The organism is Pseudomonas syringae (assembly GCF_023278085.1).
Lineage (GTDB): Bacteria > Pseudomonadota > Gammaproteobacteria > Pseudomonadales > Pseudomonadaceae > Aquipseudomonas > Aquipseudomonas syringae_Q.
Window position 1 is genome coordinate 131,721 of sequence record NZ_CP066265.1, and the last position, 23,892, is coordinate 155,612.

Genomic DNA, 23,892 nt, shown 5'->3' on the forward strand with positions numbered 1-23,892 from the left:
TGGAACGTGAGGAACGATAGGTGTCCTGCAAACAAAAACGCCGCAAAGCTCAAAGCCTGCGGCGTTCTTTTATTGCCCAGCCTCAATCAGACCGTATGCAGATACCAGTTGTATTCAAGGTCGGAGATGGAGTGTTCGAACTCCTCCAGCTCGCTCTCTTTACAGGCCACGAAGATATCGATGTATTTCGGATCGATGTACTTGGCCATGACCGGGTTGTCGTCCAGCTCGCGCAGTGCGTCGCGCAGGTTGTTCGGCAGGCTTTGTTCGTGCTGTTCGTACGAATTGCCTTCCACCGGAGCGCCCGGCTCGATTTTATTGACCAGGCCGTGATGCACGCCTGCCAGCACCGAAGCCATCACCAGATACGGGTTGGCATCGGCACCGGCGACACGGTGTTCGATACGTACGGCATCAGCCGAACCGGTGGGCACACGGACGGCGACCGTGCGGTTGTCCAGGCCCCAGGTGGGTGAGTTCGGGACATAGAACTGCGCACCGAACCGGCGGTACGAGTTGACGTTCGGGCAAAGGAACGCCATTTGCGCCGGCAGGGTCTCGAGCACACCGCCGATTGCGTGACGCAATGCGGCGTTCTGCTCGGGATCCTCGCTGGTGAAGATGTTCTTGCCATCACGATCCAGAATCGAGATGTGGACGTGCAAACCATTCCCCGCCTGACCCGGATAGGGCTTGGCCATGAAGGTCGTGTCCATTTCGTGGTCGTAGGCGATGTTCTTGATCAGGCGCTTGAGCAACACGGCGTAATCGCATGCCTTGATCGCATCGGCGACGTGGTGCAGGTTGACTTCGAACTGGGCCGGGGCGCTTTCCTTGACGATCGCGTCGGCAGGAATGCCTTGCTCCTTCGCACCTTCAAGAATGTCCTGCAGGCAGTCGACGTACTCGTCGAGATCGTCGATCAGGTAGACCTGTGTCGAATGCGGACGCTTGCCCGAGATCGGCGAGCGCGGAGGCTGCGGACGACCGTTCACGTTCTCCTGATCGATCAGGTAGAACTCCAGCTCGAAGGCGGCGCAGATGGTCAGGCCCATTTCATCGAACTTGGCCACGACCTGGCGCAGAACTTCGCGCGGGTCGGCGAAAAACGGATCGCCTTCGAGTTCGTGCATGGTCATCAGCAATTGCGCGGTAGGGCGCTTCTGCCATGGCTCGTTGCACAGGGTGTCAGGGATGGGATAGCAGATTCGGTCAGCATCACCGATGTCCAGGCCCAGGCCGGTGCTTTCCACCGTGGAGCCATTGATATCCAGAGCAAATAAAGAGGCAGGCAGGTTGATGCCCTTCTCGTAAACCTTATGGAGGCTGGTGCGTTCGATGCGTTTGCCACGCACCACACCATTCATATCTGCAATCAGAAGGTCAACGTACAGAACCTCAGGATGTTCCTTAAGGAACGCGTTCGCTTCGTTAAGCTGAACGGCACGCGGGGGTACCGACATGATGCAACACCTTTGTTGTTAAAAATATCAATCATCAATGATTGCGGATCTCAGTCAATCCGAAAGCCATGATGAAGTCAATAGAGCCTTTTTTGCCCTAAAACTGCGCCATTTGGCCTTTTTTGCTGCTATTTAGGGCGTTTTATCCTGTTTTTGGCCGACGTTAAATACCGGCTACAGCAGCCTGTCTTCTATCTTTAACGGGTTGTTGTATAAAAAAATGAACGAGGCTAAGCTCGATCGCAACCCATAGCGCAACAACAGCGGGTGTTCGATGTTTCACCGTCCGCCGACCGGCACGCAGATATCCAGCCCATACAGCGCTCATCATGCCTGTGATATCGGTGCTCGTGGTGTTTTGACGCACATTGCGCCGATCCCCGAGCGGCCTTCCGGGCTCACCTGTTCTACTCTCGATACCGGACACTACCACTATAACGGCCACGTCGGTGTGACGGTGGCTGCCTGGAATTTCGGCCCGGCAAGTGCCACCTTACCCCTAATCGGCTTCTGCCGAAACGAGTTGCACACCATGACGCCGATGCGTCTAGAAAACGCCTGATCGCGATCAGGACATGAAAACCCTGAGGTATTTATGAGTACCAACCTCGACCAGCTCACCGATTGGTTGAAAGAACACAAGATTACCGAAGTCGAATGCATGATGTCCGACCTCACCGGGATCACACGCGGCAAGATCTCGCCGACCAACAAATTCATCGCTGAAAAAGGCATGCGTCTGCCGGAAAGCGTTTTGTTGCAAACGGTTACCGGCGACTACGTGGAAGACGATATCTACTACGAGTTGCTGGACCCGGCGGACATCGACATGATCTGCCGCCCCGACCAGAACGCGGTGTATCTGGTGCCTTGGGCCGTCGAGCCCACTGCGCAGGTGATCCACGACACCTACGACAAGCACGGCAACCCCATCGAGCTGTCGCCGCGCAACGTATTGAAGAAGGTTCTCAAACTCTACGCCGATCAGGGCTGGCAGCCCATCGTGGCGCCGGAGATGGAGTTTTACCTGACCAAGCGCAGTGACGACCCGGATTACCCGCTACAGCCGCCAATCGGCCGCTCCGGGCGCCCTGAGACCGGGCGCCAGTCGTTTTCGATCGAGGCCGCCAACGAATTCGATCCGCTGTTCGAAGACGTCTATGACTGGTGCGAGCTGCAGAATCTGGATCTGGACACGCTGATCCATGAAGACGGCACGGCGCAGATGGAGATCAACTTCCGTCACGGCGATGCCCTGTCGCTGGCTGATCAGATTCTGGTGTTCAAGCGCACCATGCGTGAAGCCGCGCTCAAGCACAATGTAGCGGCAACGTTCATGGCCAAGCCCATGACCGGCGAGCCGGGCAGCGCCATGCATTTGCACCAGAGCATCATCGACATCGAGACCGGCAAGAATATCTTCTCCAATGAAGACGGGACCATGAGCGAGCTGTTTCTCAACCACGTCGGTGGTTTGCAGAAGTTCATCCCCGAGCTGTTGCCGCTGTTCGCCCCCAACGTCAACTCGTTCCGGCGCTTTTTGCCGGACACCTCGGCACCCGTGAACGTCGAGTGGGGCGAAGAAAACCGCACCGTCGGCCTGCGGGTGCCGGATGCCGGGCCGCAGAACCGGCGTGTGGAGAACCGCCTGCCGGGTGCCGATGCCAACCCGTATCTGGCTATTGCCGCCAGCCTGCTGTGTGGCTTCATCGGCATGGTCGAAGGCATCAACCCGAGTGCGCCGGTGGTGGGGCGCGGTTACGAGCGTCGCAACCTGCGCCTGCCGCTGACCATCGAAGATGCGCTGGAACGTATGGAAAACAGCAAGACCATCGAAAAATACCTGGGCAAGAAATTCATCATCGGTTACGTCGCGGTCAAGCGCGCCGAGCATGAAAACTTCAAGCGTGTGATCAGCTCATGGGAGCGGGAATTCCTGCTCTTTGCTGTCTGATCCCGCAGAGCGCCGCGCCGGTTGCTGCGCGGCGTTCTGATAACTGACCTGATCATAGGAAGTGCTGCATGAGTGCCCACAACAACCCGCAAACCCTCGAATGGCAGGCCCTGAGCAGCGAGCACCACCTGGCACCGTTCAGCGACTACAAACAACTGAAAGAAAAAGGCCCGCGCATCATCACCCGCGCCGAGGGCGTTTATCTGTGGGACAGCGAGGGCCATAAAATCCTCGATGGCATGTCCGGTCTGTGGTGCGTGGCGATTGGTTATGGCCGCGAAGAACTGGCCGATGCGGCCAGCAAACAGATGCGCGAGCTGCCGTATTACAACCTGTTCTTCCAGACCGCCCACCCACCGGTGCTGGAGCTGGCCAAAGCCATTTCCGAGATATCTCCCGAGGGCATGAACCACGTGTTCTTTACCGGTTCGGGCTCGGAAGGCAATGACACCATGCTGCGCATGGTGCGTCATTATTGGGCCCTGAAAGGCCAGCCGAACAAGAAAACCATCATCAGCCGCGTCAACGGCTATCACGGCTCCACGGTCGCCGGTGCCAGCCTGGGCGGCATGACGTACATGCACGAACAGGGCGACCTGCCCATTCCGGGCATTGTCCACATTGCACAGCCCTACTGGTTTGGTGAAGGCGGCGACATGACGCCCGACGAATTCGGTGTGTGGGCCGCCGGGCAGCTGGAAAAGAAGATCCTCGAACTGGGCGTCGAGAACGTCGGCGCATTTATCGCCGAGCCGATCCAGGGTGCGGGCGGTGTGATCATTCCGCCGGATTCCTACTGGCCGAAGATCAAGGAGATCCTGTCGCGCTACGACATCCTGTTCGTTGCCGATGAGGTGATCTGTGGTTTCGGGCGCACCGGTGAGTGGTTCGGTAGCGATTTCTACGGCCTCAAGCCGCACATGATGACCATCGCCAAGGGGCTCACTTCCGGTTACGTACCGATGGGCGGCCTGCTGGTGCGTGATGAAATCGTTGCGGTGCTCAATGAGGGCGGCGATTTCAACCATGGATTCACCTATTCAGGGCATCCGGTGGCGGCCGCCGTCGCGCTGGAGAATATTCGTATCCTGCGCGAAGAAAAGATCGTCGAACGGGTCAGGTCGGAAACGGCACCGTATTTGCAAAAGCGTTTGCGTGAGCTGAGCGATCATCCGCTGGTGGGCGAGGTTCGAGGCGTCGGACTGCTGGGGGCCATTGAGCTGGTCAAGGACAAGACCACCCGCGAGCGCTATACCGATAGGGGCGCGGGCATGATCTGTCGAACCTTCTGCTTCGACAATGGCCTGATCATGCGGGCCGTGGGCGACACGATGATCATTGCGCCGCCCCTGGTGATCAGTTTTGCGGAAATCGACGAGCTGGTAGAAAAGGCGCGTAAGTGCCTGGACCTGACTCTGGCTGCATTGCAGGGCTGAACCTGCAGAAAGTGCGGGGATGTGCGTTGTTTAACAAGGGGCAGCTTGAAAGCCTGCCCTGGAACTTGCCAGACTAATGGCTACAAGCCGCTAACCGACGGTCAGTGATAAAAATACAGTGGAGCTACGCATGAAAAAATTTGGCAAGACCCTTCTCGCGCTGTCCCTGATGGGCGTCGTGGCCACCGCTGCGCAGGCCGATGACAAAGTGCTGCACGTCTATAACTGGTCCGACTACATCGCACCGGATACCGTCGCCAAGTTCGAGAAAGAATCGGGCATCAAGGTGGTCTACGACGTTTTCGACAGCAACGAGACGCTGGAAGCCAAATTGCTGGCCGGCAAATCCGGCTATGACATCGTCGTACCGTCCAACAACTTCCTCGCCAAGCAGATCAAGGCTGGCGTTTACCAGGAACTGGACAAGTCGAAGCTGCCGAACTGGAAGAACCTGAACGAATCGCTGCTCAAGGCCGTGTCGGTCAGCGACCCGGACAACAAGCACGCCTTCCCGTACATGTGGGGTTCGATCGGTATCGGCATCAACCCGGACAAGGTCAAGGCCGCGCTGGGGGCTGATGCACCGGTCAACTCGTGGGACTTGCTGTTCAAGCCCGAAAACGCGGCCAAGCTGAAGTCGTGCGGCATCAGCTTCCTCGATTCGCCGACCGAAATGCTGCCGATCGCCCTGCATTACCTCGGCTATCCGACCGACTCGCAGGACAAGAAGCAGCTCGCCGAAGCTGAAGCGCTGTTCATGAAGATTCGTCCGTCGATTGGCTACTTCCACTCGTCCAAGTACATCTCGGACCTGGCCAACGGCAACATCTGCGTAGCAGTTGGCTACTCGGGTGATATCTACCAGGCCAAATCCCGCGCTGCCGAAGCCGGTGGCAAGGTGAAGGTTGCCTACAACATTCCGAAAGAAGGTGCCGGCAGCTTCTACGACATGGTTGCCATCCCCAAGGATGCCGAAAACGTCGAGGGTGCCTACAAGTTCATGACCTTCCTGATGAAGCCGGAAGTCATGGCTGAGATCACCAACGCCGTGCGCTTCCCGAACGGTAACGCGGCCGCTACGGCGCTGGTCGACAAGGAAATCACCAGTGACCCTGGCGTTTATCCGCCTGCCGACGTCCAGGCCAAACTGTATGCCATCGCGGATCTGCCAGCGGCTACCCAGCGGATCATGACCCGCAGCTGGACCAAGATAAAGTCAGGTAAATAAGCCTGTCATGAAACCTGTGGATGCTGCGTAACCTCCGGGTGCGCAGCCTCCAGCAGACAGGAATATTGCCTAAAACTTTGCTGGTTGGGCTTATAGGCGGTAAGTTGCGCGCCGGTCTGGTTTTCCGGACGCCCTCTGGCGCTCAGGCCCCTCTGTTAAAAGGACTCATTCTTTGTCTATTTCTATTTTTTCCAAAGCTTTGCTGGCGGTCGCCGGGCTGACACTGACACTCAGTGCTCAGGCTGAATCCACCGTGCATATTTATAACTGGTCCGATTACATCGGCAAGACCACGCTGGCAGACTTCGAAGCCAGTACCGGCATCAAGCCGATGTACGACGTGTTCGATTCCAACGAAACCCTGGAGGCCAAGTTGCTGGCCGGGCGTACCGGCTACGACGTGGTGGTGCCGTCCAATCACTTCCTCGGCAAGCAGATCAAGGCCGGCGCGTTCCAGAAGCTCGACAAGTCGTTGCTGCCCAACTACAAGAACCTTGACCCGGCGCTGCTCAAGCGTCTGGAGAAGAACGACCCTGGCAACCAGTACGCCGTGCCGTACCTGTGGGGCACCAACGGCATCGGTTACAACGTCGACAAGGTCAAAGCGGTATTGGGCGTCGACAAGATCGACTCCTGGGCCGTGCTGTTCGAACCGGAGAACATCAAGAAGCTCTCCAGCTGTGGCGTAGCGTTTCTCGACTCTGCCGATGAAATGTTGCCAGCGGTGCTCAACTACCTTGGGCTGGACCCCAACAGCACCAAGGAAGCCGATTACAAGAAGGCCGAAGCCAAGCTGATGGCGATTCGTCCTTACGTGACCTATTTCCACTCGTCCAAGTACATCACCGACCTGGCCAACGGCGACATCTGTGTTGCTGCCGGTTTCTCGGGCGATGTGTTTCAGGCCCGTTCCCGCGCCGAAGAAGCAGGCAAGGGCGTGAAGCTTGCCTACAGCATTCCGAAAGAGGGCGGCAACCTGTGGTTCGACATGCTGGCAATTCCGGCTGACTCGAAAAACGTCAAGGCCGCCAGTGCTTTCATCAATTACATGCTTGATCCCAAGGTCATTGCCCAGGTCAGCGATGAAGTCGGCTATGCCAACCCCAATCCCGCCTCCGGTGAGTTCATGGACCAGAAAATCCGTACGGACGCGGCGGTTTACCCGCCTCAGGAAGTACTGGATCGCCTGTTCGTGAACAGCGAGTTGCCACCCAAGGTGCAACGCCTCATGACCCGCAGCTGGACCAAGGTCAAGTCGGGCAAATAACTATTCAGCACCCGGTCGTTTTGGCCGGGTAGCCTACCTGTTGGGAGTTTCACCCATGGCAGTTGCCTCCGGCGCCTACAAGAAAGCCATCGAAGGCGGTCAGCAACCCAAAGAGGTGCTGGTCCGGATCGATCGGGTCACCAAGAAGTTCGACGAGACGATTGCGGTGGACGACGTGTCCCTGCAGATCAACAAGGGTGAAATCTTCGCCCTGCTCGGCGGCTCGGGCTCCGGCAAATCGACGCTGCTGCGCATGCTGGCGGGTTTCGAGCGTCCGACCGAGGGGCGTATCTTCCTCGACGGCGTCGACATCACCGACATGCCGCCGTACGAACGTCCGATCAACATGATGTTCCAGTCCTACGCCCTGTTCCCGCACATGACTGTGGCCGACAACATCGCCTTTGGCCTCAAGCAGGACAAGCTGGCCAAGTCGGAAATCGAAGCTCGTGTGGCCGAGATGCTCAAGCTGGTGCAGATGACCCAGTACGCCAAGCGCAAGCCCCATCAGCTTTCGGGTGGTCAGCGTCAGCGTGTGGCGCTGGCCCGCTCGCTGGCCAAGAAGCCGAAGTTGCTGTTGCTTGACGAGCCCATGGGCGCGCTGGACAAGAAACTGCGTTCGCAGATGCAGCTGGAACTGGTGGAAATCATCGAGCGTGTTGGCGTGACCTGCGTGATGGTGACCCACGATCAGGAAGAGGCCATGACCATGGCCGAGCGCATCGCGATCATGCACCTGGGCTGGATCGCGCAGATCGGCAGCCCGATCGACATCTACGAAACCCCGACCAGCCGTCTGGTCTGCGAGTTCATCGGCAGCGTCAACCTGTTCGAAGGTGAAGTGATCGAGGACATGGAAGGCCATGCGCTGATCCGCAGTCCGGAGCTGGAGCGCAATATCTATGTCGGCCACGGCGTCAGTACCTCGGTGGAAGACAAGCACATCACCTACGCACTGCGCCCGGAAAAACTGCTGATCACCACAGAGCAGCCGGGTTTCGAATACAACTGGTCACGCGGCAAGGTCCACGACATCGCTTATCTGGGCGGCCACTCGGTGTTCTACGTCGAGCTGCCGGGCGGCAAGCTGGTGCAGTCGTTCGTGGCCAACGCCGAGCGTCAGGGCGCGCGACCTACCTGGGGCGATGAAGTCTACGTCTGGTGGGAAGACGACAGTGGCGTGGTACTGCGCTCATGAAAATACGCAAGATCAAGCGCGCCTTCGAGCGCATAAAGCCCAACGGGCGGCAGATGGTCATCGGCGTGCCGTTCCTCTGGCTGTTCCTGTTCTTTGCCTTGCCGTTCCTGATCGTGCTCAAGATCAGCTTTGCCGAAGCCGACGTCGCGATCCCGCCGTATACCGAGATCTTCAGCTACGCCGACGAAAAGCTGCAGATGGCCCTCAATTTCGCCAACTACACCTTGCTCAGTGGCGATGACCTGTACGTTTCGGCGTACCTGGGCTCGCTGAAAATGGCCTTCATCAGCACCTTGCTGTGCCTGCTGATCGGCTATCCGATGGCCTACGCCATCGCCAGCGCCCGCAAAGACCTGCAAACCGTGCTGTTACTGCTGATCATGATGCCGACCTGGACCGCGATCCTGATCCGCGTCTATGCGTGGATGGGCATTCTCAGTAACAACGGTCTGCTCAATGCCTTCCTCATGTGGCTGGGCCTGATCGACTCGCCGTTGCAGATCCTCAACACCAACCTGGCGGTTTACATCGGCGTGGTCTATTCCTACCTGCCGTTCATGATCCTGCCGCTGTACGCCAACCTCGTGAAGCACGACACCAGCCTGCTGGAGGCCGCGTCCGATCTGGGGTCGAGTACCTTCAACAGCTTCTGGAAAATCACCGTGCCGCTGTCCAAGAACGGCGTGATCGCTGGCTGCATGCTGGTATTCATCCCGGTGGTCGGCGAGTTTGTGATTCCCGAGCTGCTGGGTGGCCCGGAAACCCTGATGATCGGCCGCGTGCTGTGGCAGGAATTCTTCAATAACCGTGACTGGCCCGTGGCTTCCGCGCTGGCGGTCATCATGCTGCTGGTGCTGATCGTGCCTATCATCCTGTTCAATCGCAGTCAGGCCAAAGAACTGGAGGGCAAGGCATGAACCGCTTTCGATTCTCGAACCTGATGCTGGTTTTCGGCCTGCTGTTCATCTATGCGCCGATGGTGATTCTGGTCATCTACTCGTTCAACGCCTCGCAACTGGTCACCGTCTGGGGCGGCTGGTCGGTGAAATGGTACGTCGGCCTGCTGGACAACTCGCAACTGATGGGCTCGGTGATGCGCTCGCTGGAAATCGCCTGCTACACCGCGATTGCGGCAGTGGCATTGGGCACGATGGCAGCGTTCGTCCTGACCCGTATCAGCCGCTTCAAGGGCCGCACGTTCTTTGGCGGGCTGGTGACGGCGCCGCTGGTGATGCCGGAAGTGATCACCGGTCTGTCGCTGTTGCTGCTGTTCGTGGCCATGGCGCAGATGATCGGCTGGCCGCAGGAACGCGGCATCATGACCATCTGGATTGCCCACACGACATTCTGCGCGGCCTACGTGGCGGTGGTGGTGTCGGCGCGCCTGCGTGAGCTGGACCTGTCGATCGAAGAAGCCGCAATGGACCTGGGCGCCCGTCCGTGGAAGGTGTTCTTGTTGATCACCATCCCGATGATCGCACCGTCGCTGGCGGCCGGGGGCATGATGTCGTTTGCGCTGTCGCTCGACGACCTGGTACTCGCCAGCTTCGTTTCCGGGCCGGGCTCTACGACCCTGCCGATGGAAGTGTTCTCGGCCGTTCGACTGGGCGTGAAGCCTGAAATCAACGCCGTCGCGAGCCTGATTCTGCTTGCCGTTTCACTGGCGACCTTCCTGGTCTGGTTCTTCACCCGCCGCGCGGAAAACAACCGCAGGCGCGCCATCCAGCAAGCCATCGAGGAGAGCGCCGCAGACGCCTGGAAGCAGCCTGATCCGAGGCGTGCGCCAGCGGCGTGACCGCTACTGCAGGGCGTAGAGCGTCCTGAACTGCATGCCTACGCAGAGCGCAGGCACGATGACCGGGCAAATGGTCATCCCTTCCACGCTCCGGCGTGGGGGCGCAGCTCTGGACGCTCTGCGTCCGATCTTGAGTGGGCGGTGCTACGCAGACGTGTGACGCGAAGCGTCACGAAAGGCATGCCAACGCGCAGCATTGGCACGATAGCCAGTACGCGGTGCGGCTCAGATCGCTACGCCCCCGGCACCAACCGTAAAACCCCTTCCGTATGCTCGGCCACGTCCTTCTCGCTGAAGCGCTGTGGCATGTACTCGCCACTCACAAAGGCTTTGGCCTGATCCGAATAGTGTTTGTCGAACGGCACACCGCTCTGGCCAACCGGGTTGATCCCCAGGCTGTGTGCCGGGTCGGCGAAGTCGATCAGGCGGCGGGTCGAGGGGCCGTAGCCGACGGGCCACGGGGCAGGGCGGATACTGGATGACAGGTTGTTCGGCACTTCGTGGGTGCCGGGCGCTGCGTACGGGCCGACGTTGAAGATTCTGTCCAGTGGCTTCTGCGAGCCCAGCGGATGACCTTGGGTCAGGGTGTGAGTCCTGCCCCAGACCCATTCATCCGGGTTGTTGCCATACAGCGACTTAAGGTGCGAAACACTGGCCCGCCAGGCGACTTTGACGGTGTTGGCGCGGCTTTCTTCATGGGGTGAATTGCGGTTGTTCCACCAGGGTGAGTCGGCATCGGCGGCCAGACGCGGCAGGGCGGAGTCCAGAACACGCGATGACAGCAGTGTGTCGAAGAACGCATCGCCCAGTTCGTCGTGGAAGGTCTCTTCAGTCAAATCGAACAGGAACTGGTTGAACAGCGTGGCGCCGACCGAATCGACCGGGTAATCACCTTTCCAGTTGGCCAGCCGCTCGACAAGGGCGAGTTCGTCCGGGTCGCTGACAACGCTGCGCAATACGGGTAGCAGCGGTTTGAGAATGCTCGGCGCGTAATCGGTCTGTGTCCCCAGCTGTAAGGCCTTGTTGGCGTTCAGGTCCCACTTCACCGTCGAATCGCTCAATTGCCGGTTCAGTTGCTGGCCACGTTCTGCCGGGTTGTAATAGCCCGGAATCGGCATGCCGGTCGGCGATGCCGGCTGGAAGTTGGCGGACACGATATAACCCCGCGCCGGGTTTTCTTCGTGCGGGTTGGCGCTGAACGGGTAGAAGCCGAGTTTATCGGCCTGCGCCGTGCTGCCGTCCAGAATGAATGCAGGGTTGACGCCTTGCGGGCGGACCGGCAATTGCGCCGCTGCCCACCAGCCGATATCGCCCTTGGCATTGGCCCAGACGATATTGAGTCCCGGCGACTGGATCTTCTTGGCGGCGCTGCGCATCTTCTCCAGCGTGTCGGCGCGGTTGGCCTCGTAGAAGCCATCAAGCACCGGGTTGGCGGACACCAGGAATGACCACCACATCGCAATCGGTGCCTGACCGGCGTTCTTGCCCACCACATTGTTGATGATCGGACCGTGCGGCGACTCCAGCAGCGTCAGGTTAACGGGCTGCTGGCCTTTGACCGCGATCTGCTGCTCGGTGCGGGTCATGTCCACCCATTGGCCGTGGTACCAGACCTGATTCGGGTTCTCGGGGTTGGTCTTTTCGGCGATCAGGTCCACGTCGTCGTTCTGGAACATGGTCAGGCTCCAGCCGAAGTCCAGGTTGTGACCCAGAAACGCGAACGGGTTGAGCGCCGGAAAGTGCCCGTACAGCTCGAAACCCGGTGCCGACAACTGCGCTTCGTACCACACCGACGGCACTGAGAAGCGAATGTGCGGATCACCCGCGAGGATCGGCTTGCCACTTTGCGTACGGCTGCCGGAAATCACCCAGGCATTGCTGCCTTCGAACTGCGGCAGGCCTGCGTCTTCGAGCGCCTTGTGGCTCAACTGCGCCAGCTGGTTCAGGCTTTTCCAGTCCGCGCTGGCCAGTGCCGGTTTCGAGTCGAGCATGCCGTCCGGGTGCCAGTCCAGATCGAACACGTTCAGGTACTGCGGCCCCAGTTGATCACGCACGTAGGTCAGCAGCGGCTCGGTCCTGAACGCCGCGGCAAAGCTGTAAGCCAGATAGCCACCCACGCTGACGGTGTCTTCGGTGGTGAAACGGCGCCTGGGGATGCCCAGTACGTCGAACTCCATCGGCTTCGCGTGGGTGTCCTGATATTGGTTGATACCGTCGATGTAAGCTTCCAGCGCTTTCCAGGTCGGTGTGTTCTTATCCTGACGGGCGACATAGGCATCGGCGTGCTCACGAATGCGCAGGCTGCGAAACAGTTTGTCGGTCTCTACCAGGTTCGGCCCCAGGATTTCGGCCAGCTCGCCACGTGCCAGACGACGCAGCATTTCCATCTGGAACAGCCGGTCCTGCGCGTGGGCGTAACCCAGCGCACGGTACAGATCCGCTTCGTTTTCAGCCCGTATGTGCGGGACGCCGCGCTCATCGTAACGCAGGGTGACAGGCGCCTGAAGGCGGCTCATTGCGATCTCGCCGTCACGGACCGGCTGCTTGCTGTTTATGTACCAGCCAGCGCCGCCAGCGAGAATGGCAATAATGATGGCAAGAATGACGAGACTGCGTTTCATCCGGTTTCTCTGTAATGGCGCAGTGAATGGCGCGAGGCATGGGTGCAGGCTATGGTTGTGCAATACGGCAGCAGACTGACATGCAGCTCAAGCGAACACCGCTCGAAAGCCTACCGCGATCGCGTGCAGAGCAAACATGAAGATCTTGTCAGCTACCGTGCAGGCGCGTGGCGACAGACTGATTCCTGATTGAAGCGTACGATTGCAGAGGCGCAGCTTGCCATGCCTCTGCATACAGAAGAATATCGTTACACAATTTTACCCACCGTTTGCCGGAATCTGGAAGCCACATGTCCGCCACGTTTGCCCCCGATAAACTGCGCGCCAGCCTGCTGCCGCTGAATATCATCGATCCGCTTTCCATGGACGGGCTGGCCTATCAGCGCTTCTACGGTCTTGCCGGACTGGGCGGTGTAAGTGTCGTACGCAGTTGGCTAGGGCGTCTCGACGTCGCGGGCTACGAAATTGTCGGGCAGGTGTGGTTACCTGACAGCCCGGTTGCCACGCTGTTTCTGTTTCACGGCTTTTACGACCACATGGGTCTGTACCGGCATGTCATCGAGTGGGCGCTGGATCAACGATTTGCAGTGATTGCCTGTGATTTGCCGGGGCATGGGCTGTCCAGCGGCCGTCGCGCCAGTATCAACGACTTCGCCGAGTACCAGCTGGTGTTGCAACGCCTGCTGCTCGAAGCCGAAGGCCTTGGGCTGCCGCATCCCTGGCACTTGTGCGGACAAAGCATGGGTGGCGCCGTTGTGGTGGATCACCTGCTTCATCACGGTGCGGACACGCCTGCGCAAGGTGAAGTGATCCTGCTGGCGCCACTGGTGAGGCCAAGAGCCTGGGGCTGGTCGCGTTTCAGCTATCACCTGCTTAAGCCGTTCGTGACCGGCATTGCCCGGCGCTTCACGGAAAACTCGAATGCTCCGGCGTTCCTGCCCTTTCTATTGGCAGACCCGTTACAGCCTGATCGCCTGCCGACTGCCTGGGTCGGCGCGCTGGAAAAGTGGATCAGGCGTATTGAAAGCGCACCGCGCAGCCAGCGCAGCCCGATCATCATTCAGGGTGAGGCAGACATGACGGTCGACTGGTCGCATAACCTGGCAGTCCTGAAAGACAAGTTCAGCCAGCCGCAAGTCCTCATGCTCAGCCACGCCCGCCATCACCTGGCGAACGAATCGCCGGAAATGCGCGAGCGGTATTTCGACTACCTGTCCACGCGAATGCTTTAAAGCCTATCGGCCTTGCCGGCCTGCAACGCCTTCACCTGGCGGCGCAGGCGAGCGTTGTCGACGAACAGCACGACGACCATCAGCGCGCCGAGAACAGCAAACGCATCCTGCCCCAGAGAACTCCAGAACAGCCAGGCTAAAAACGCCATGACGACAGCGGTGGCGAGCAGGGCGATAGAGTCTTTCATACGAAAGCCAGCCTGTGTCTGTAGCTGTCTCTACCGGGCGCTCTGGCGCTGTAGATGCCCGGATAAGCAGTCAGATAACGTGACAGCCATTCTGGTGCCAGATTGTGCTTTTGGGCAGTGAACAGCACTTCAGATAGGGATGTGCCGCCTGACAGGGTCCTACCCGTCGCGACCGCGATGCTTCCAATCACCGCGCCAGCGTAGAACGCTGCCGATACCGCACTGATTGCTGCCAATGCCTCGAGTCTCGTCGCTGCGCCGATAATCTCGCCCAGCGTGACAGTGGGACCCAGTTTTTCGATGGTCCCAAGTATTGTCGATGCGGTGCTTACCGCCGCAGTCAGCGAGCCGAACAAGGCTTCGGGAGCCGGAAGATTTAAAGCGTCCATGTTTTCTTTGAAGTACTTATAGAAGTCAGACATTGAAGCTCCTGCTATGTCGTTTTACGGTCCGGGATTCAAACTCGACGCACTTTGCCCGACTGCCAGCCCTGCGCGAATCGCGGCCAGTGCGGCCTGGTAATAGGCTTTGCCTTCCGGGGACTCGGCGAAGGTCGAGAACTCTTCAAGCTCCGGGTCGGACAGGTCACGGTAGACGTACAGCAGCGTGTTGTTCAGGTCGGCACTGATCTGCGCCATCAGGCGTTCGCGCTGGCCTTCGAGCATGCCCTGCGCCTGACCGCCACCCAGCAGGCCGGGGATCATCTGGCTCAGGCTGTCGGCTGCAACGCCGGCGATGGCAAGGCTGACTTCGGCACCGGCTTCTTTCGCGGGGAGCGCCTGGGCCAGGTGGCCGATCAGCAACTGACGGGTTGCATCTGCTTCGATGTGCGGCAGCCCTTGCGCGTGTTTGGCCAGTTGATCGGCGCGGGTGGCGGTCAGCTCCGCGTTGACGATTTTGCGGCCGAGCGGTGACTGGAAGAATTGCAGCGCAGGGGCAGGGTCCTTGAGGCTCTCGCGCAGACGCTTTGCGGCGCGTTGATCCATGGCCTGGGGGGCAAAACGCTGATTGCTGTTACTGACCAGCGCCTGATAAACCGCAGGCGGCAGGTTGCTGCTGTAGCGTTGCTGGGCAGCCTTGAGGGCATCGTTGAAATGCGCGCGTTGTTCCGGCCAGCCTGCAGCCTTGTACAACTGATCATAGCTGTCTGCCCAGACAGGCATGGTGCAGAACATCAACAACAAAACAAGCAAACGACGCATTGGGGACTCCTGTCGGCAGGCGGCTATTCTCCCGGTGTTAACGTGGATTTGTCGAGTTATGACTGCCTTTGGCGAATGAAATCTCACGCACATGACGGCTTCCCTACGCGCGGCTGTCGGATTTCAGAGCTAATGGATACTATGCTCGCCATGCGCATACCCTCTGACCATCCCTTGCTGCTGCGAATCGTCGACGACCTGGCCGCCAATGGCTGGTCGCAGCAGAATATTTTCCTGCCCGAAGCTCTGACCCTTGAGCTGGAGCAGGAGTGCCGCAAACGTGCTGCCGAGGGCGAACTTGAGCCTGCCGGTGTTGGCAAAGGGCCAGCGCTGGAGGTCCGCGAGGGGGTTCGTGGTGATCGCATCCAGTGGCTGGAGGCGGGTCAGGCTCAGTGCTGCGACAGCTATCTGGAGCTGATGGAAAGCTTGCGCGAGGCACTTAATCGCGGCCTGTTTCTGGGGCTCGATGATTACGAAAGCCATTTCGCGCTCTACCCGCCCGGGGCCTTCTATCTAAGGCATGTCGACCGCTTTCGCGATGACGACAAGCGCATGGTGTCAGCCGTTCTCTACCTTAATAACGCCTGGCTGCCGGAGCATGGCGGCCAGTTGCGCATGTACCTGAAGGATGACCTGGCGTATGACGTCCAGCCCACAGGCGGGTGTCTGGTGGTCTTCCTTTCCGGCGATATCCCTCACGAAGTCATGCCCGCGACTCGTGACCGGCTTTCCTTGACGGGCTGGTTCAGGCGTCGAGGTAACGAGCTGTTTCAGTGATATTCATGTCTTGCTCATGAAAACTGTTTCATGAACGAAGCCTGCCGGCGGGCTATCGTGAGAATCCCTGAACCGGGAGTTCTGGTGCAGGTCGGACTTACGTCAATTGAATCTGGATCGGGAGCAATCATGAAATCCTTATTTTCTGGAACGGCAGTGGCGGGCCTGTTGCTGAGCGCATCCATGCTGGTCAGCGCCGCCGACATGCCGCGTACTGCATCGCCTGAAGGCGCGGAGGTGTACATCATCTCGCCCAAGGATGGCGAAACCGTGACTTCGCCGTTTACTGTGCAGTTCGGCCTGCGGGGCATGGGCGTCGCGCCTGCGGGTGTGGATGTTCCTGACACCGGTCATCATCACTTGCTGATCGACGTCAAAACCCAGCCAGCCATGGATGCGCCGTTACCAGTCAGCGACAACATTCGCCACTTTGGCAAAGGCCAGACCGAAACCGAAATCAACCTGCCGCCAGGTCAGCACACCCTGCAATTGCTGATGGGCGATAAAGGCCACATGCCGCTCAACCCTCCGGTCGAATCGAAGAAGATCACGATCAATGTGAAGTAGGGGTATCAGCGCTTGTGTGACGCAGAGCGTCACGAACGGCATTCCCACGCTGGAGCGTGAGGAACGATAACCCCAACTATCGTGCGACGCTCTGCGTCGGCATGCAGTTCTGGACGCTCCGCGTCCGACTTCCAGGGTGATGGGTGACGCAGAGCGTCACGAACGGCATTCCCACGCCGGAGCGTGAGGAACGATAATCTCAACTATCGTGCGACGCTCTGCGTCGCGGCATGCAGCTCTGGACGCTCCGCGTCCGACTTCCAGGGTGATGGGTGACGCAGAGCGTCACGAACGGCATTCCCACGCTGGAGCGTGAGGAACGATAATCTCAACTATCGTGCGACGCTGCGCGTCGGCATGCGGTTCTGGACGCTCCGCGTCCGACTTCCAGAGTGATGGGCGACGCAGAGCGTCACGAACGGCATTCCCACGCTGGAGCGTGAGGAACGATAATCTCAACTATCGTGCGACGCTCCGCGTCGGCATGCCGTTCTGGACGCTCTGCGTCCGGTCTTGAGCGGAAGGCGTGCCCATGCAGGGCATGAGCACGCTGATCAGAGCGAACGGATCAGAACAACACGCGGCTGCGGATGGTGCCTTTGATGTGTTGCAGCTTGGCTTGAGCGAGGTCCGAGTATTCGGCGTCGACGTCTATGACCACGTAGCCGACCTTCTCGTTGGTCTGCAGGAACTGACCGGAGATGTTGATGCCGTTCTCGGCGAAGACCTTGTTGATCTCGCTGAGCACGCCCGGAATGTTCTCGTGGATGTGCAGCAGGCGGTGCTTGCCTGGGTGAGCAGGCAGGGCCACTTCAGGGAAGTTGACCGAGGACACAGACGTACCGTTGTCGCTGTACTTGACCAGCTTTTCAGCGACTTCCAGACCGATGTTGGCCTGCGCCTCGGCGGTGGAGCCACCGATGTGCGGGGTCAGGATCACGTTGTCCAGGCCGCGCAACGGGCTTTCGAAGATGTCGTCGTTCGAGCGAGGCTCGACCGGGAACACGTCGATGGCGGCGCCAATCAGGTGCTTGTCTTTGATCGCGTCGGCCAGAGCGTCCAGCTCGACCACCGTGCCGCGCGCGGCGTTGATCAGGATGCTGCCCTTTTTCATCGCACGGATTTCTTTTTCGCCGATCATCCACTGGGTTTCAGTGGTTTCCGGAACGTGCAGGGTGACGATGTCGGACATGCCCAGCAGCTCGTTCAGGCTGGAAACCTGAGTGGCGTTGCCCAGCGGCAGCTTGGTCAGTGTGTCGTAGAAGTACACCTGCATGCCCAGGCCTTCTGCCAGCACCGACAATTGAGTACCAATCGAGCCATAGCCGACGATGCCCAGTTTCTTGCCGCGGATTTCAAAGGAATTCGCCGCGCTCTTAATCCAGCCGCCACGGTGGCAGGAAGCGTTCTTCTCGGGGATGCCACGCAGCAGCAGGATCGCTTCGGCCAGCACCAGTTCGGCGACCGACCGGGTGTTGGAGTACGGTGCATTGAACACCGCGATACCGCGCTCGCGCGCCGCGTTCAGATCAACCTGATTGGTGCCGATGCAGAAACAGCCGACTGCAACCAGTTTCTTGGCGCTATCGAACAGTTCTTCGGTCAACTGGGTGCGGGAGCGGATGCCGATGAAATGAGCGTCGGCGATCTTTTCCTTCAGTTCGGCTTCCGGCAGAGACTTGGTGTGGTACTCGATGCTGGTATAGCCGGCTGCCTTGAGGACGTCGACAGCGGATTGATGAACGCCTTCGAGAAGAAGGAACTTGATCTTGCTCTTGTCGAGGGAAGTCTTGCTCATCTGCTTAAACCTGTGTCCCGGAGAAAATGGCAGGGGGTGGCCGGATCGGCGCTGGGCACGATTCACGGGGGGCGTATGCTAGCATACGAGCCCCGCGAAACCCCATTCCAGAACGTGAACCGTTCTCAGGATGCCCATGAATTGTCCGAGAGTTGAGTCGATGACCGATCCCGCTTTGATTGATGAGCTCAAGACCCTGATCGCCCCCGGCAAAGTGCTGACTGACAGCGGTTCTCTGGAAACCTACGGCAAGGACTGGACCAAGCAGTTCACCCCCGCGCCGCTGGCCATTGCGTTTCCCAAGACCACCGAACAGGTCCAGGCCATCGTGCGTTGGGCCAATGAGCGACATGTAGCGCTGGTGCCGTCTGGCGGGCGGACCGGGCTTTCCGCCGCAGCGGTGGCAGCCAATGGCGAAGTGGTCGTGTCATTCGATTACATGAACCAAGTGCTGGATCTGAACCTCACGGACCGCACGGCGGTCTGCCAGCCGGGCGTCATCACGCGTCAGTTGCAGGCGCTTGCCGAAGACAATGGCCTTTATTACCCGGTCGACTTCGCCTCTTCGGGCTCCAGCCAGATCGGCGGTAATATCGGCACTAACGCAGGCGGTATCAAAGTCATTCGCTACGGCATGACCCGTAACTGGGTGGCGGGCCTCAAGGTCGTCACCGGCAAGGGCGACCTGCTGGAGCTGAATAAGGACCTGATCAAGAACGCTACCGGTTACGATCTGCGACAGCTGTTCATCGGCGCCGAGGGCACACTGGGTTTCGTGGTCGAGGCCACAATGCGTCTGGATCGCGCGCCGAAGAACCTCACCGCGATGGTGCTCGGCACTACCGACTTCAACTCGATCATGCCGGTGCTGCATGCCTTCCACGGCAAGCTCGACCTGACTGCTTTTGAATTCTTCTCGGACAAATCCTTCGCCCGGGTCATGGCGCGGGGTGATGTGCCGTCGCCCTTCGAGACGCCGTGCCCGTTCTATGTGCTGCTGGAATTCGAAGCGACCACCGAAGACCTGGCCGATCAGGCCCTGGCGACTTTCGAGCACTGCGTCGAACAAGGCTGGGTGCTCGACGGCGTGATGAGTCAGAGCGAGCAGCAATTGCGCAACCTGTGGAAGCTGCGCGAATACATCTCCGAAACCATCTCGCACTTCACACCGTACAAGAACGATATTTCGGTCACTGTCTCGAAAGTGCCACAATTTCTGGCTGAGATAGACGCGATCGTCGCCGAACATTACCCGGACTTCGAAGTGCTCTGGTACGGCCATATCGGCGACGGCAACCTGCACCTGAACATCCTCAAGCCCGAGAGCCTCGACAAGGACGAGTTCTTCGTCAAATGTGCGCGGGTCAACAAGTGGGTGTTCGAGATCGTCGAGAAGTACAACGGCTCGATTTCCGCCGAGCACGGGGTCGGGATGACCAAGCGTGATTATTTGACGTACAGTCGCTCGCCAGTCGAAATCGAATACATGAAGGCGTTGAAAGCGGTGTTCGACCCCAGCGGGATCATGAATCCCGGAAAAATCTTCGCCGTTTGATCCGTCGCAATAATAAGCAGGCCACATCTATCAGCTTCAGGAGACGTCATGAGCTACCAGCACAAATATGTCGATGGCACGAGCATCCACTTTCCGCTGGGCAAAGTGGTGTGTATTGGCCGTAACTATGCCGAACATGCCAAGGAACTGGGCAATCCGGTGCCTGCCGAACCGCTGTTGTTCATGAAGCCCGGCAGCGCAGTGGTTGCGCTGGAGGGTGGTTTTACTATCCCGGCAGACCGTGGTTCAGTGCATTACGAAGCCGAAATCGTGGTACTGATCGGCAAGCCGCTGAGCAAGAATCCGTCCCGCGAAGAAGTGCTCGATGCAATCAGCGGCTTTGCGCCGGGCCTGGATCTGACGTTGCGGGACGTCCAGTCACAACTGCGCGAGAAAGGCCTGCCGTGGGAACTGGCGAAGTGCTTCGACGGCGCAGCCGTGATCCCGCCGTTCGTTCCGGCCAGCACCTTTCCTGACCTGACTGATATCGGCATCCGCCTGACCATCAACGGCAAAGTGGTACAGGACGGTAACAGCAACCTGATGCTCAACCCGATCGTACCGATGATCCAGCACATGGCCGCCAACTTCTCGTTGCAGGCCGGTGACCTGATCATGACTGGCACGCCTGCCGGTGTGGGGCCGTTCGAAGCAGGCGACGAAATCGTTCTGGAACTGACCGGGCAGGCACCTTTCAGCAGCGTTGTTCGCTGATCGGGTTTGCTGGCTGGATAGCCGCTGCACGTAGTACACAAAGCCACGCGGGATTGCTCCCGGGTGGCTTTTGTTTGTGGGTTGGTCAATAGTTCAGTCGGTTTTGCGTTTTTTTCACACCCGCTCTGGATAATCCTGCCGGCCCCTCAAGGGCACCAAGTCGTCATGAAGTCTCACTCGCTCAGGAACACTTGAATGGTCAGTCCTGCCCCAACGCCGCCTCGCGCCAACAAACGCTTCGCCTTCATACGCGCTATGCGCTGGTATTCGTGGCTATTGCTGGTTGTCGTGCTCGGCTACGGCCTGTCTCATATCATGCACTGGGACGATCGTGCGCTGCTCTGGTTCAAGGAGAGATTCGATAGCAAGGAGGAGCGCAGCGCCAGCATCTGGCTGCCGGACTACCATGTCGATATCGACGCCAAGCCGTTGCTGGGCATGGAAGCGGACGAGGCTTCCGACCTGTCGTATGACCCGGTCAGCAAAACGCTGTATGCGGTCATGGGCAAGCATGCGTTTCTGGCAGAGTTGACGCTCAAGGGCGATGTGCTGCGCAAGATCCCGCTGGTGGGCTGGAGCAATCCAGAAGGTGTTGCAGTCATGAGCAATGGCCTGATTGCTATCACTGACGAGCGTCAGCACAAATTGACCATCGTCAGAGTCACCGCCGACACCAAGACCTTGAACATCGCGGACTTCCCCAAATACGAGTTGGGCACGTCGGCTAACAAGAACAAGGGGTTCGAGGGCATTGCCTGGGACCCGCGCCGTCAGCAACTGCTGCTGGGCGAAGAACGTCCTCCAGCGCTGTACACCTGGAAGAGTGATGGCAGCAATGTGTTGAAGGGCGACAAACAGACGCTTCCGGGTCGCTCTCTGGATATGCGCAACCTGTCTTCGTTGAGCATAGATCCGCGAACAGGCCATATGCTGGCGCTTTCAGCTGATTCGCATATGTTGCTGGAGGTGGACGAGCAGGGCGAACAGGTGAGCTTCATGACCCTGCTGGGTGGCATGAATGGCTTGAAGGATACGATTCCGCGCGCAGAAGGCGTTGCGCTGGATGAGGCCGGGACGCTGTACATGGTCAGCGAGCCGAACCTGTTCTATTCGTTTCGCAAGCACTGAGCCAGGACGGCAGCTACAAAGACGGCCGATACACAATCGGTAAACAAATAGCACCACGCCATTAAGCCTGTTTTCAGAATGGCGTGGTATCAAGTCCGCCCGCTCAATCCGTCCGAGTCACCCCAATGCGTCGCTCTACTCGCTCTTTAGTCCTGCTCCTCGCCCTGGTTCCGCTGGTCGTGGTATTCGTGCTTGCCAATCAGAGATACCGCTACGTGGAAAGCGCCCTGTTCGACTGGCAGATGCTCTGGCAGTCCGACTCGCTTCATTCCATCGGTCTGGATCAGTATCGCGTCACGACAGAGGCACAGGTTATCGACGGGCTGAAAGATGATGTCTCTGGCCTCAGTTACGACCCCGACCGCAAGAGCCTGTTTACGGTGACCAACCAGAATCCCGAGCTGGTCGAACTGAGCCTGGAAGGACGGGTGCTGCGGCGCATTCCGCTGGCAGGCTTTGGCGACGCGGAAGCCATCGAGTACATCAGCCCCGGCACTTATGTCGTCAGTGACGAGCGTCGGCTTCGGCTGATTCAGATTCACGTCGATGACACCACTAAAAGCCTGGACGCGGCCAATGCCGAGCAACTGACGCTGGGCATCGATGCTGGCGGCAACAAGGGCTTTGAAGGGCTGGCCTATGACTCGGTGGGCAAACGCCTGTTTGTCGCCAGGGAGCGCGACCCGGTGCAGATCATAGAAGTGCGCGGCTTTCCCAGAGCCAATCCTGACGGGCCTGGCAATCTGCAAGTCATCTCCAACAGCAAGCGCGATGGCAAGCTTTCCGTTCGCGATCTTTCCAGTCTGCAATTCGATGAGACCAGCGGCCATCTGCTTGCGCTGTCCGATGAGTCGAAGCGGATTCTCGAGCTCGACACCGGTGGCCAGCCAATTGGCAGCGGCTCGCTGGAAAAAGGATCGATGGGGCTGAGCAAGGGCGTGCCGCAGGCGGAAGGGATGGCGATGGACGCGCAAGGCACACTGTATCTGGTGAGCGAGCCGAACCTGTTTTACGTGTTCCGCAAGCCTTGATGCGTTGAGGCGCATGCCCACGCGCAGTGGGCATGGCCGTTTTGGTCAGCGGGTCAGGGTTTTCACACCTTCATCCGTGCCCAGCAGCAACAGGTCTGCAGGACGGGCGGCGAACAGGCCATTGGTGACCACGCCGACGATGGCATTGATGTTCGCTTCCAGCTCCACCGGGTTGGTGATGCTCATGTTGTGCACGTCGATGATGATATTGCCGTTGTCGGTCAGCACGCCTTCGCGATACACCGGGTCGCCGCCCAGCTTCACCAGTTGCCGTGCGACATGGCTGCGCGCCATCGGGACCACTTCGACCGGCAGCGGGAACGCGCCCAGCACCGGCACCAGCTTGCTGCCGTCGGCGATGCAGATGAAGGTCTTGGCCACCGCAGCGACGATTTTTTCGCGCGTCAGTGCAGCGCCGCCGCCCTTGATCAGGTTCAGGTGCTCATCGCTTTCGTCTGCGCCATCGACGTAGAACTCCAGATCGCTGACCGTGTTCAGCTCATAGACCGGAATACCATGGCCCTTGAGGCGTGCAGCGGTGGCTTCGGAGCTGGCGACTGCGCCATCAAAGGCGGCCTTGTGCTTTGCCAGCGCATCAATGAAGCAATTGGCCGTGGAGCCGGTGCCGATGCCGACAATGCTCTTGTCATCGAGCTTCGGAAGGATGAAATCGACAGCGGCTTGGGCGACTGCCTGTTTGAGTTGATCCTGGGTCATGCGGGCTCCACGGTGCCTGAA

Annotated in this window: 21 protein-coding genes; 14 read left to right on the forward strand and 7 right to left on the reverse strand. The window is 59.1% G+C overall.

The window, feature by feature from the left end; translation table 11 throughout:
• Nucleotides 1-86 precede the first annotated feature (86 nt).
• Complete coding sequence (locus I9H07_RS00685) at nt 87-1,463, reverse strand: glutamine synthetase family protein (protein ID WP_007252721.1); 1,377 nt, start codon at nt 1,461-1,463, stop codon at nt 87-89.
• Between the two features lie 595 nt (nt 1,464-2,058).
• Here I9H07_RS00685 and I9H07_RS00690 point away from each other — a divergent pair.
• The 7 genes from I9H07_RS00690 (at nt 2,059) to I9H07_RS00720 (ending at nt 10,341) form a co-directional block, all read left to right on the forward strand.
• Nucleotides 2,059-3,417 (forward strand): glutamine synthetase family protein, encoded by a 1,359-nt coding sequence (locus I9H07_RS00690; RefSeq protein ID WP_024672339.1) that lies wholly within the window; start codon nt 2,059-2,061, stop codon nt 3,415-3,417.
• 68 nt (nt 3,418-3,485) lie between these two features.
• Complete coding sequence (locus I9H07_RS00695; protein ID WP_024672340.1) at nt 3,486-4,853, forward strand: aspartate aminotransferase family protein; 1,368 nt, start codon at nt 3,486-3,488, stop codon at nt 4,851-4,853.
• 130 nt (nt 4,854-4,983) lie between these two features.
• Nucleotides 4,984-6,081, forward strand: coding sequence for a polyamine ABC transporter substrate-binding protein (locus tag I9H07_RS00700; protein ID WP_024672341.1), 1,098 nt, complete (start codon nt 4,984-4,986; stop codon nt 6,079-6,081).
• Between the two features lie 172 nt (nt 6,082-6,253).
• Nucleotides 6,254-7,348 (forward strand): polyamine ABC transporter substrate-binding protein, encoded by a 1,095-nt coding sequence (locus I9H07_RS00705; protein ID WP_024672342.1) that lies wholly within the window; start codon nt 6,254-6,256, stop codon nt 7,346-7,348.
• 55 nt (nt 7,349-7,403) lie between these two features.
• The gene (potA, locus tag I9H07_RS00710; protein ID WP_058824075.1) at nt 7,404-8,546 is read left to right on the forward strand and encodes a polyamine ABC transporter ATP-binding protein; all 1,143 of its coding nucleotides are present in this window, start codon (nt 7,404-7,406) and stop codon (nt 8,544-8,546) included.
• A complete protein-coding gene (locus I9H07_RS00715) occupies nt 8,543-9,463 on the forward strand; it encodes an ABC transporter permease subunit (RefSeq protein WP_024672344.1) in 921 nt (306 codons plus the stop codon). Before potA ends, I9H07_RS00715 begins: the two co-directional genes overlap by 4 nt.
• Nucleotides 9,460-10,341 (forward strand): ABC transporter permease subunit, encoded by an 882-nt coding sequence (locus I9H07_RS00720; RefSeq protein ID WP_024672345.1) that lies wholly within the window; start codon nt 9,460-9,462, stop codon nt 10,339-10,341. The genes I9H07_RS00715 and I9H07_RS00720 overlap by 4 nt, the downstream gene beginning before the upstream one ends.
• Nucleotides 10,342-10,574: 233 nt before the next feature.
• On the opposite strand, the gene I9H07_RS00725 is transcribed toward I9H07_RS00720, so the two are convergent.
• A complete protein-coding gene (locus I9H07_RS00725) occupies nt 10,575-12,962 on the reverse strand; it encodes a penicillin acylase family protein (RefSeq protein ID WP_236425246.1) in 2,388 nt (795 codons plus the stop codon).
• A gap of 290 nt (nt 12,963-13,252) precedes the next feature.
• Between I9H07_RS00725 and I9H07_RS00730 the strand changes: the two genes are divergently transcribed.
• Nucleotides 13,253-14,194: an alpha/beta hydrolase gene (locus I9H07_RS00730; protein ID WP_236425247.1), complete on the forward strand. Its 942-nt coding sequence runs from the start codon at nt 13,253-13,255 to the stop codon at nt 14,192-14,194.
• Here I9H07_RS00730 and I9H07_RS00735 read toward each other — a convergent pair.
• Genes I9H07_RS00735 through I9H07_RS00745 form a run of 3 tightly spaced genes read right to left on the reverse strand, consistent with a single transcriptional unit; the run spans nt 14,191 to nt 15,584 of the window.
• Complete coding sequence (locus tag I9H07_RS00735) at nt 14,191-14,382, reverse strand: hypothetical protein (RefSeq protein WP_058390879.1); 192 nt, start codon at nt 14,380-14,382, stop codon at nt 14,191-14,193. The genes I9H07_RS00730 and I9H07_RS00735 overlap by 4 nt on opposite strands.
• Nucleotides 14,379-14,804, reverse strand: coding sequence for a hypothetical protein (locus I9H07_RS00740; protein ID WP_058390876.1), 426 nt, complete (start codon nt 14,802-14,804; stop codon nt 14,379-14,381). The genes I9H07_RS00735 and I9H07_RS00740 overlap by 4 nt, the downstream gene beginning before the upstream one ends.
• 21 nt (nt 14,805-14,825) lie before the next feature.
• Nucleotides 14,826-15,584: a DUF2059 domain-containing protein gene (locus tag I9H07_RS00745; protein ID WP_058824078.1), complete on the reverse strand. Its 759-nt coding sequence runs from the start codon at nt 15,582-15,584 to the stop codon at nt 14,826-14,828.
• A 141-nt stretch (nt 15,585-15,725) separates the two neighbouring features.
• Here I9H07_RS00745 and I9H07_RS00750 point away from each other — a divergent pair, with 141 nt between their 5' ends.
• Nucleotides 15,726-16,361, forward strand: coding sequence for a 2OG-Fe(II) oxygenase (locus I9H07_RS00750; protein ID WP_058390878.1), 636 nt, complete (start codon nt 15,726-15,728; stop codon nt 16,359-16,361).
• A gap of 129 nt (nt 16,362-16,490) precedes the next feature.
• Nucleotides 16,491-16,928, forward strand: coding sequence for a DUF4399 domain-containing protein (locus tag I9H07_RS00755; protein WP_024673041.1), 438 nt, complete (start codon nt 16,491-16,493; stop codon nt 16,926-16,928).
• Between the two features lie 568 nt (nt 16,929-17,496).
• On the opposite strand, the gene serA is transcribed toward I9H07_RS00755, so the two are convergent.
• Nucleotides 17,497-18,726: a phosphoglycerate dehydrogenase gene (serA, locus tag I9H07_RS00760; RefSeq protein WP_003382085.1), complete on the reverse strand. Its 1,230-nt coding sequence runs from the start codon at nt 18,724-18,726 to the stop codon at nt 17,497-17,499.
• Between the two features lie 160 nt (nt 18,727-18,886).
• On the opposite strand from serA, the gene I9H07_RS00765 reads away from it, so the two are divergent.
• The 4 genes from I9H07_RS00765 to I9H07_RS00780 all read left to right on the forward strand — a co-directional run bounded on the left by I9H07_RS00765 (nt 18,887) and on the right by I9H07_RS00780 (nt 23,154).
• Nucleotides 18,887-20,281 (forward strand): FAD-binding oxidoreductase, encoded by a 1,395-nt coding sequence (locus tag I9H07_RS00765; protein ID WP_236425248.1) that lies wholly within the window; start codon nt 18,887-18,889, stop codon nt 20,279-20,281.
• A 48-nt stretch (nt 20,282-20,329) separates the two neighbouring features.
• Nucleotides 20,330-20,995 (forward strand): fumarylacetoacetate hydrolase family protein, encoded by a 666-nt coding sequence (locus I9H07_RS00770; protein ID WP_024672741.1) that lies wholly within the window; start codon nt 20,330-20,332, stop codon nt 20,993-20,995.
• Nucleotides 20,996-21,190: 195 nt separating this feature from the next.
• A complete protein-coding gene (locus I9H07_RS00775; protein WP_024672740.1) occupies nt 21,191-22,123 on the forward strand; it encodes an SdiA-regulated domain-containing protein in 933 nt (310 codons plus the stop codon).
• 125 nt (nt 22,124-22,248) lie between these two features.
• On the forward strand, nt 22,249-23,154 hold the full coding sequence (locus I9H07_RS00780) for an SdiA-regulated domain-containing protein (protein ID WP_236425249.1): 906 nt from the start codon (nt 22,249-22,251) through the stop codon (nt 23,152-23,154).
• A gap of 45 nt (nt 23,155-23,199) precedes the next feature.
• Here I9H07_RS00780 and rpiA read toward each other — a convergent pair whose 3' ends face one another.
• The gene (gene rpiA, locus I9H07_RS00785; protein ID WP_058825239.1) at nt 23,200-23,871 is read right to left on the reverse strand and encodes a ribose-5-phosphate isomerase RpiA; all 672 of its coding nucleotides are present in this window, start codon (nt 23,869-23,871) and stop codon (nt 23,200-23,202) included.
• Between the last annotated feature and the right edge of the window lie 21 nt (nt 23,872-23,892).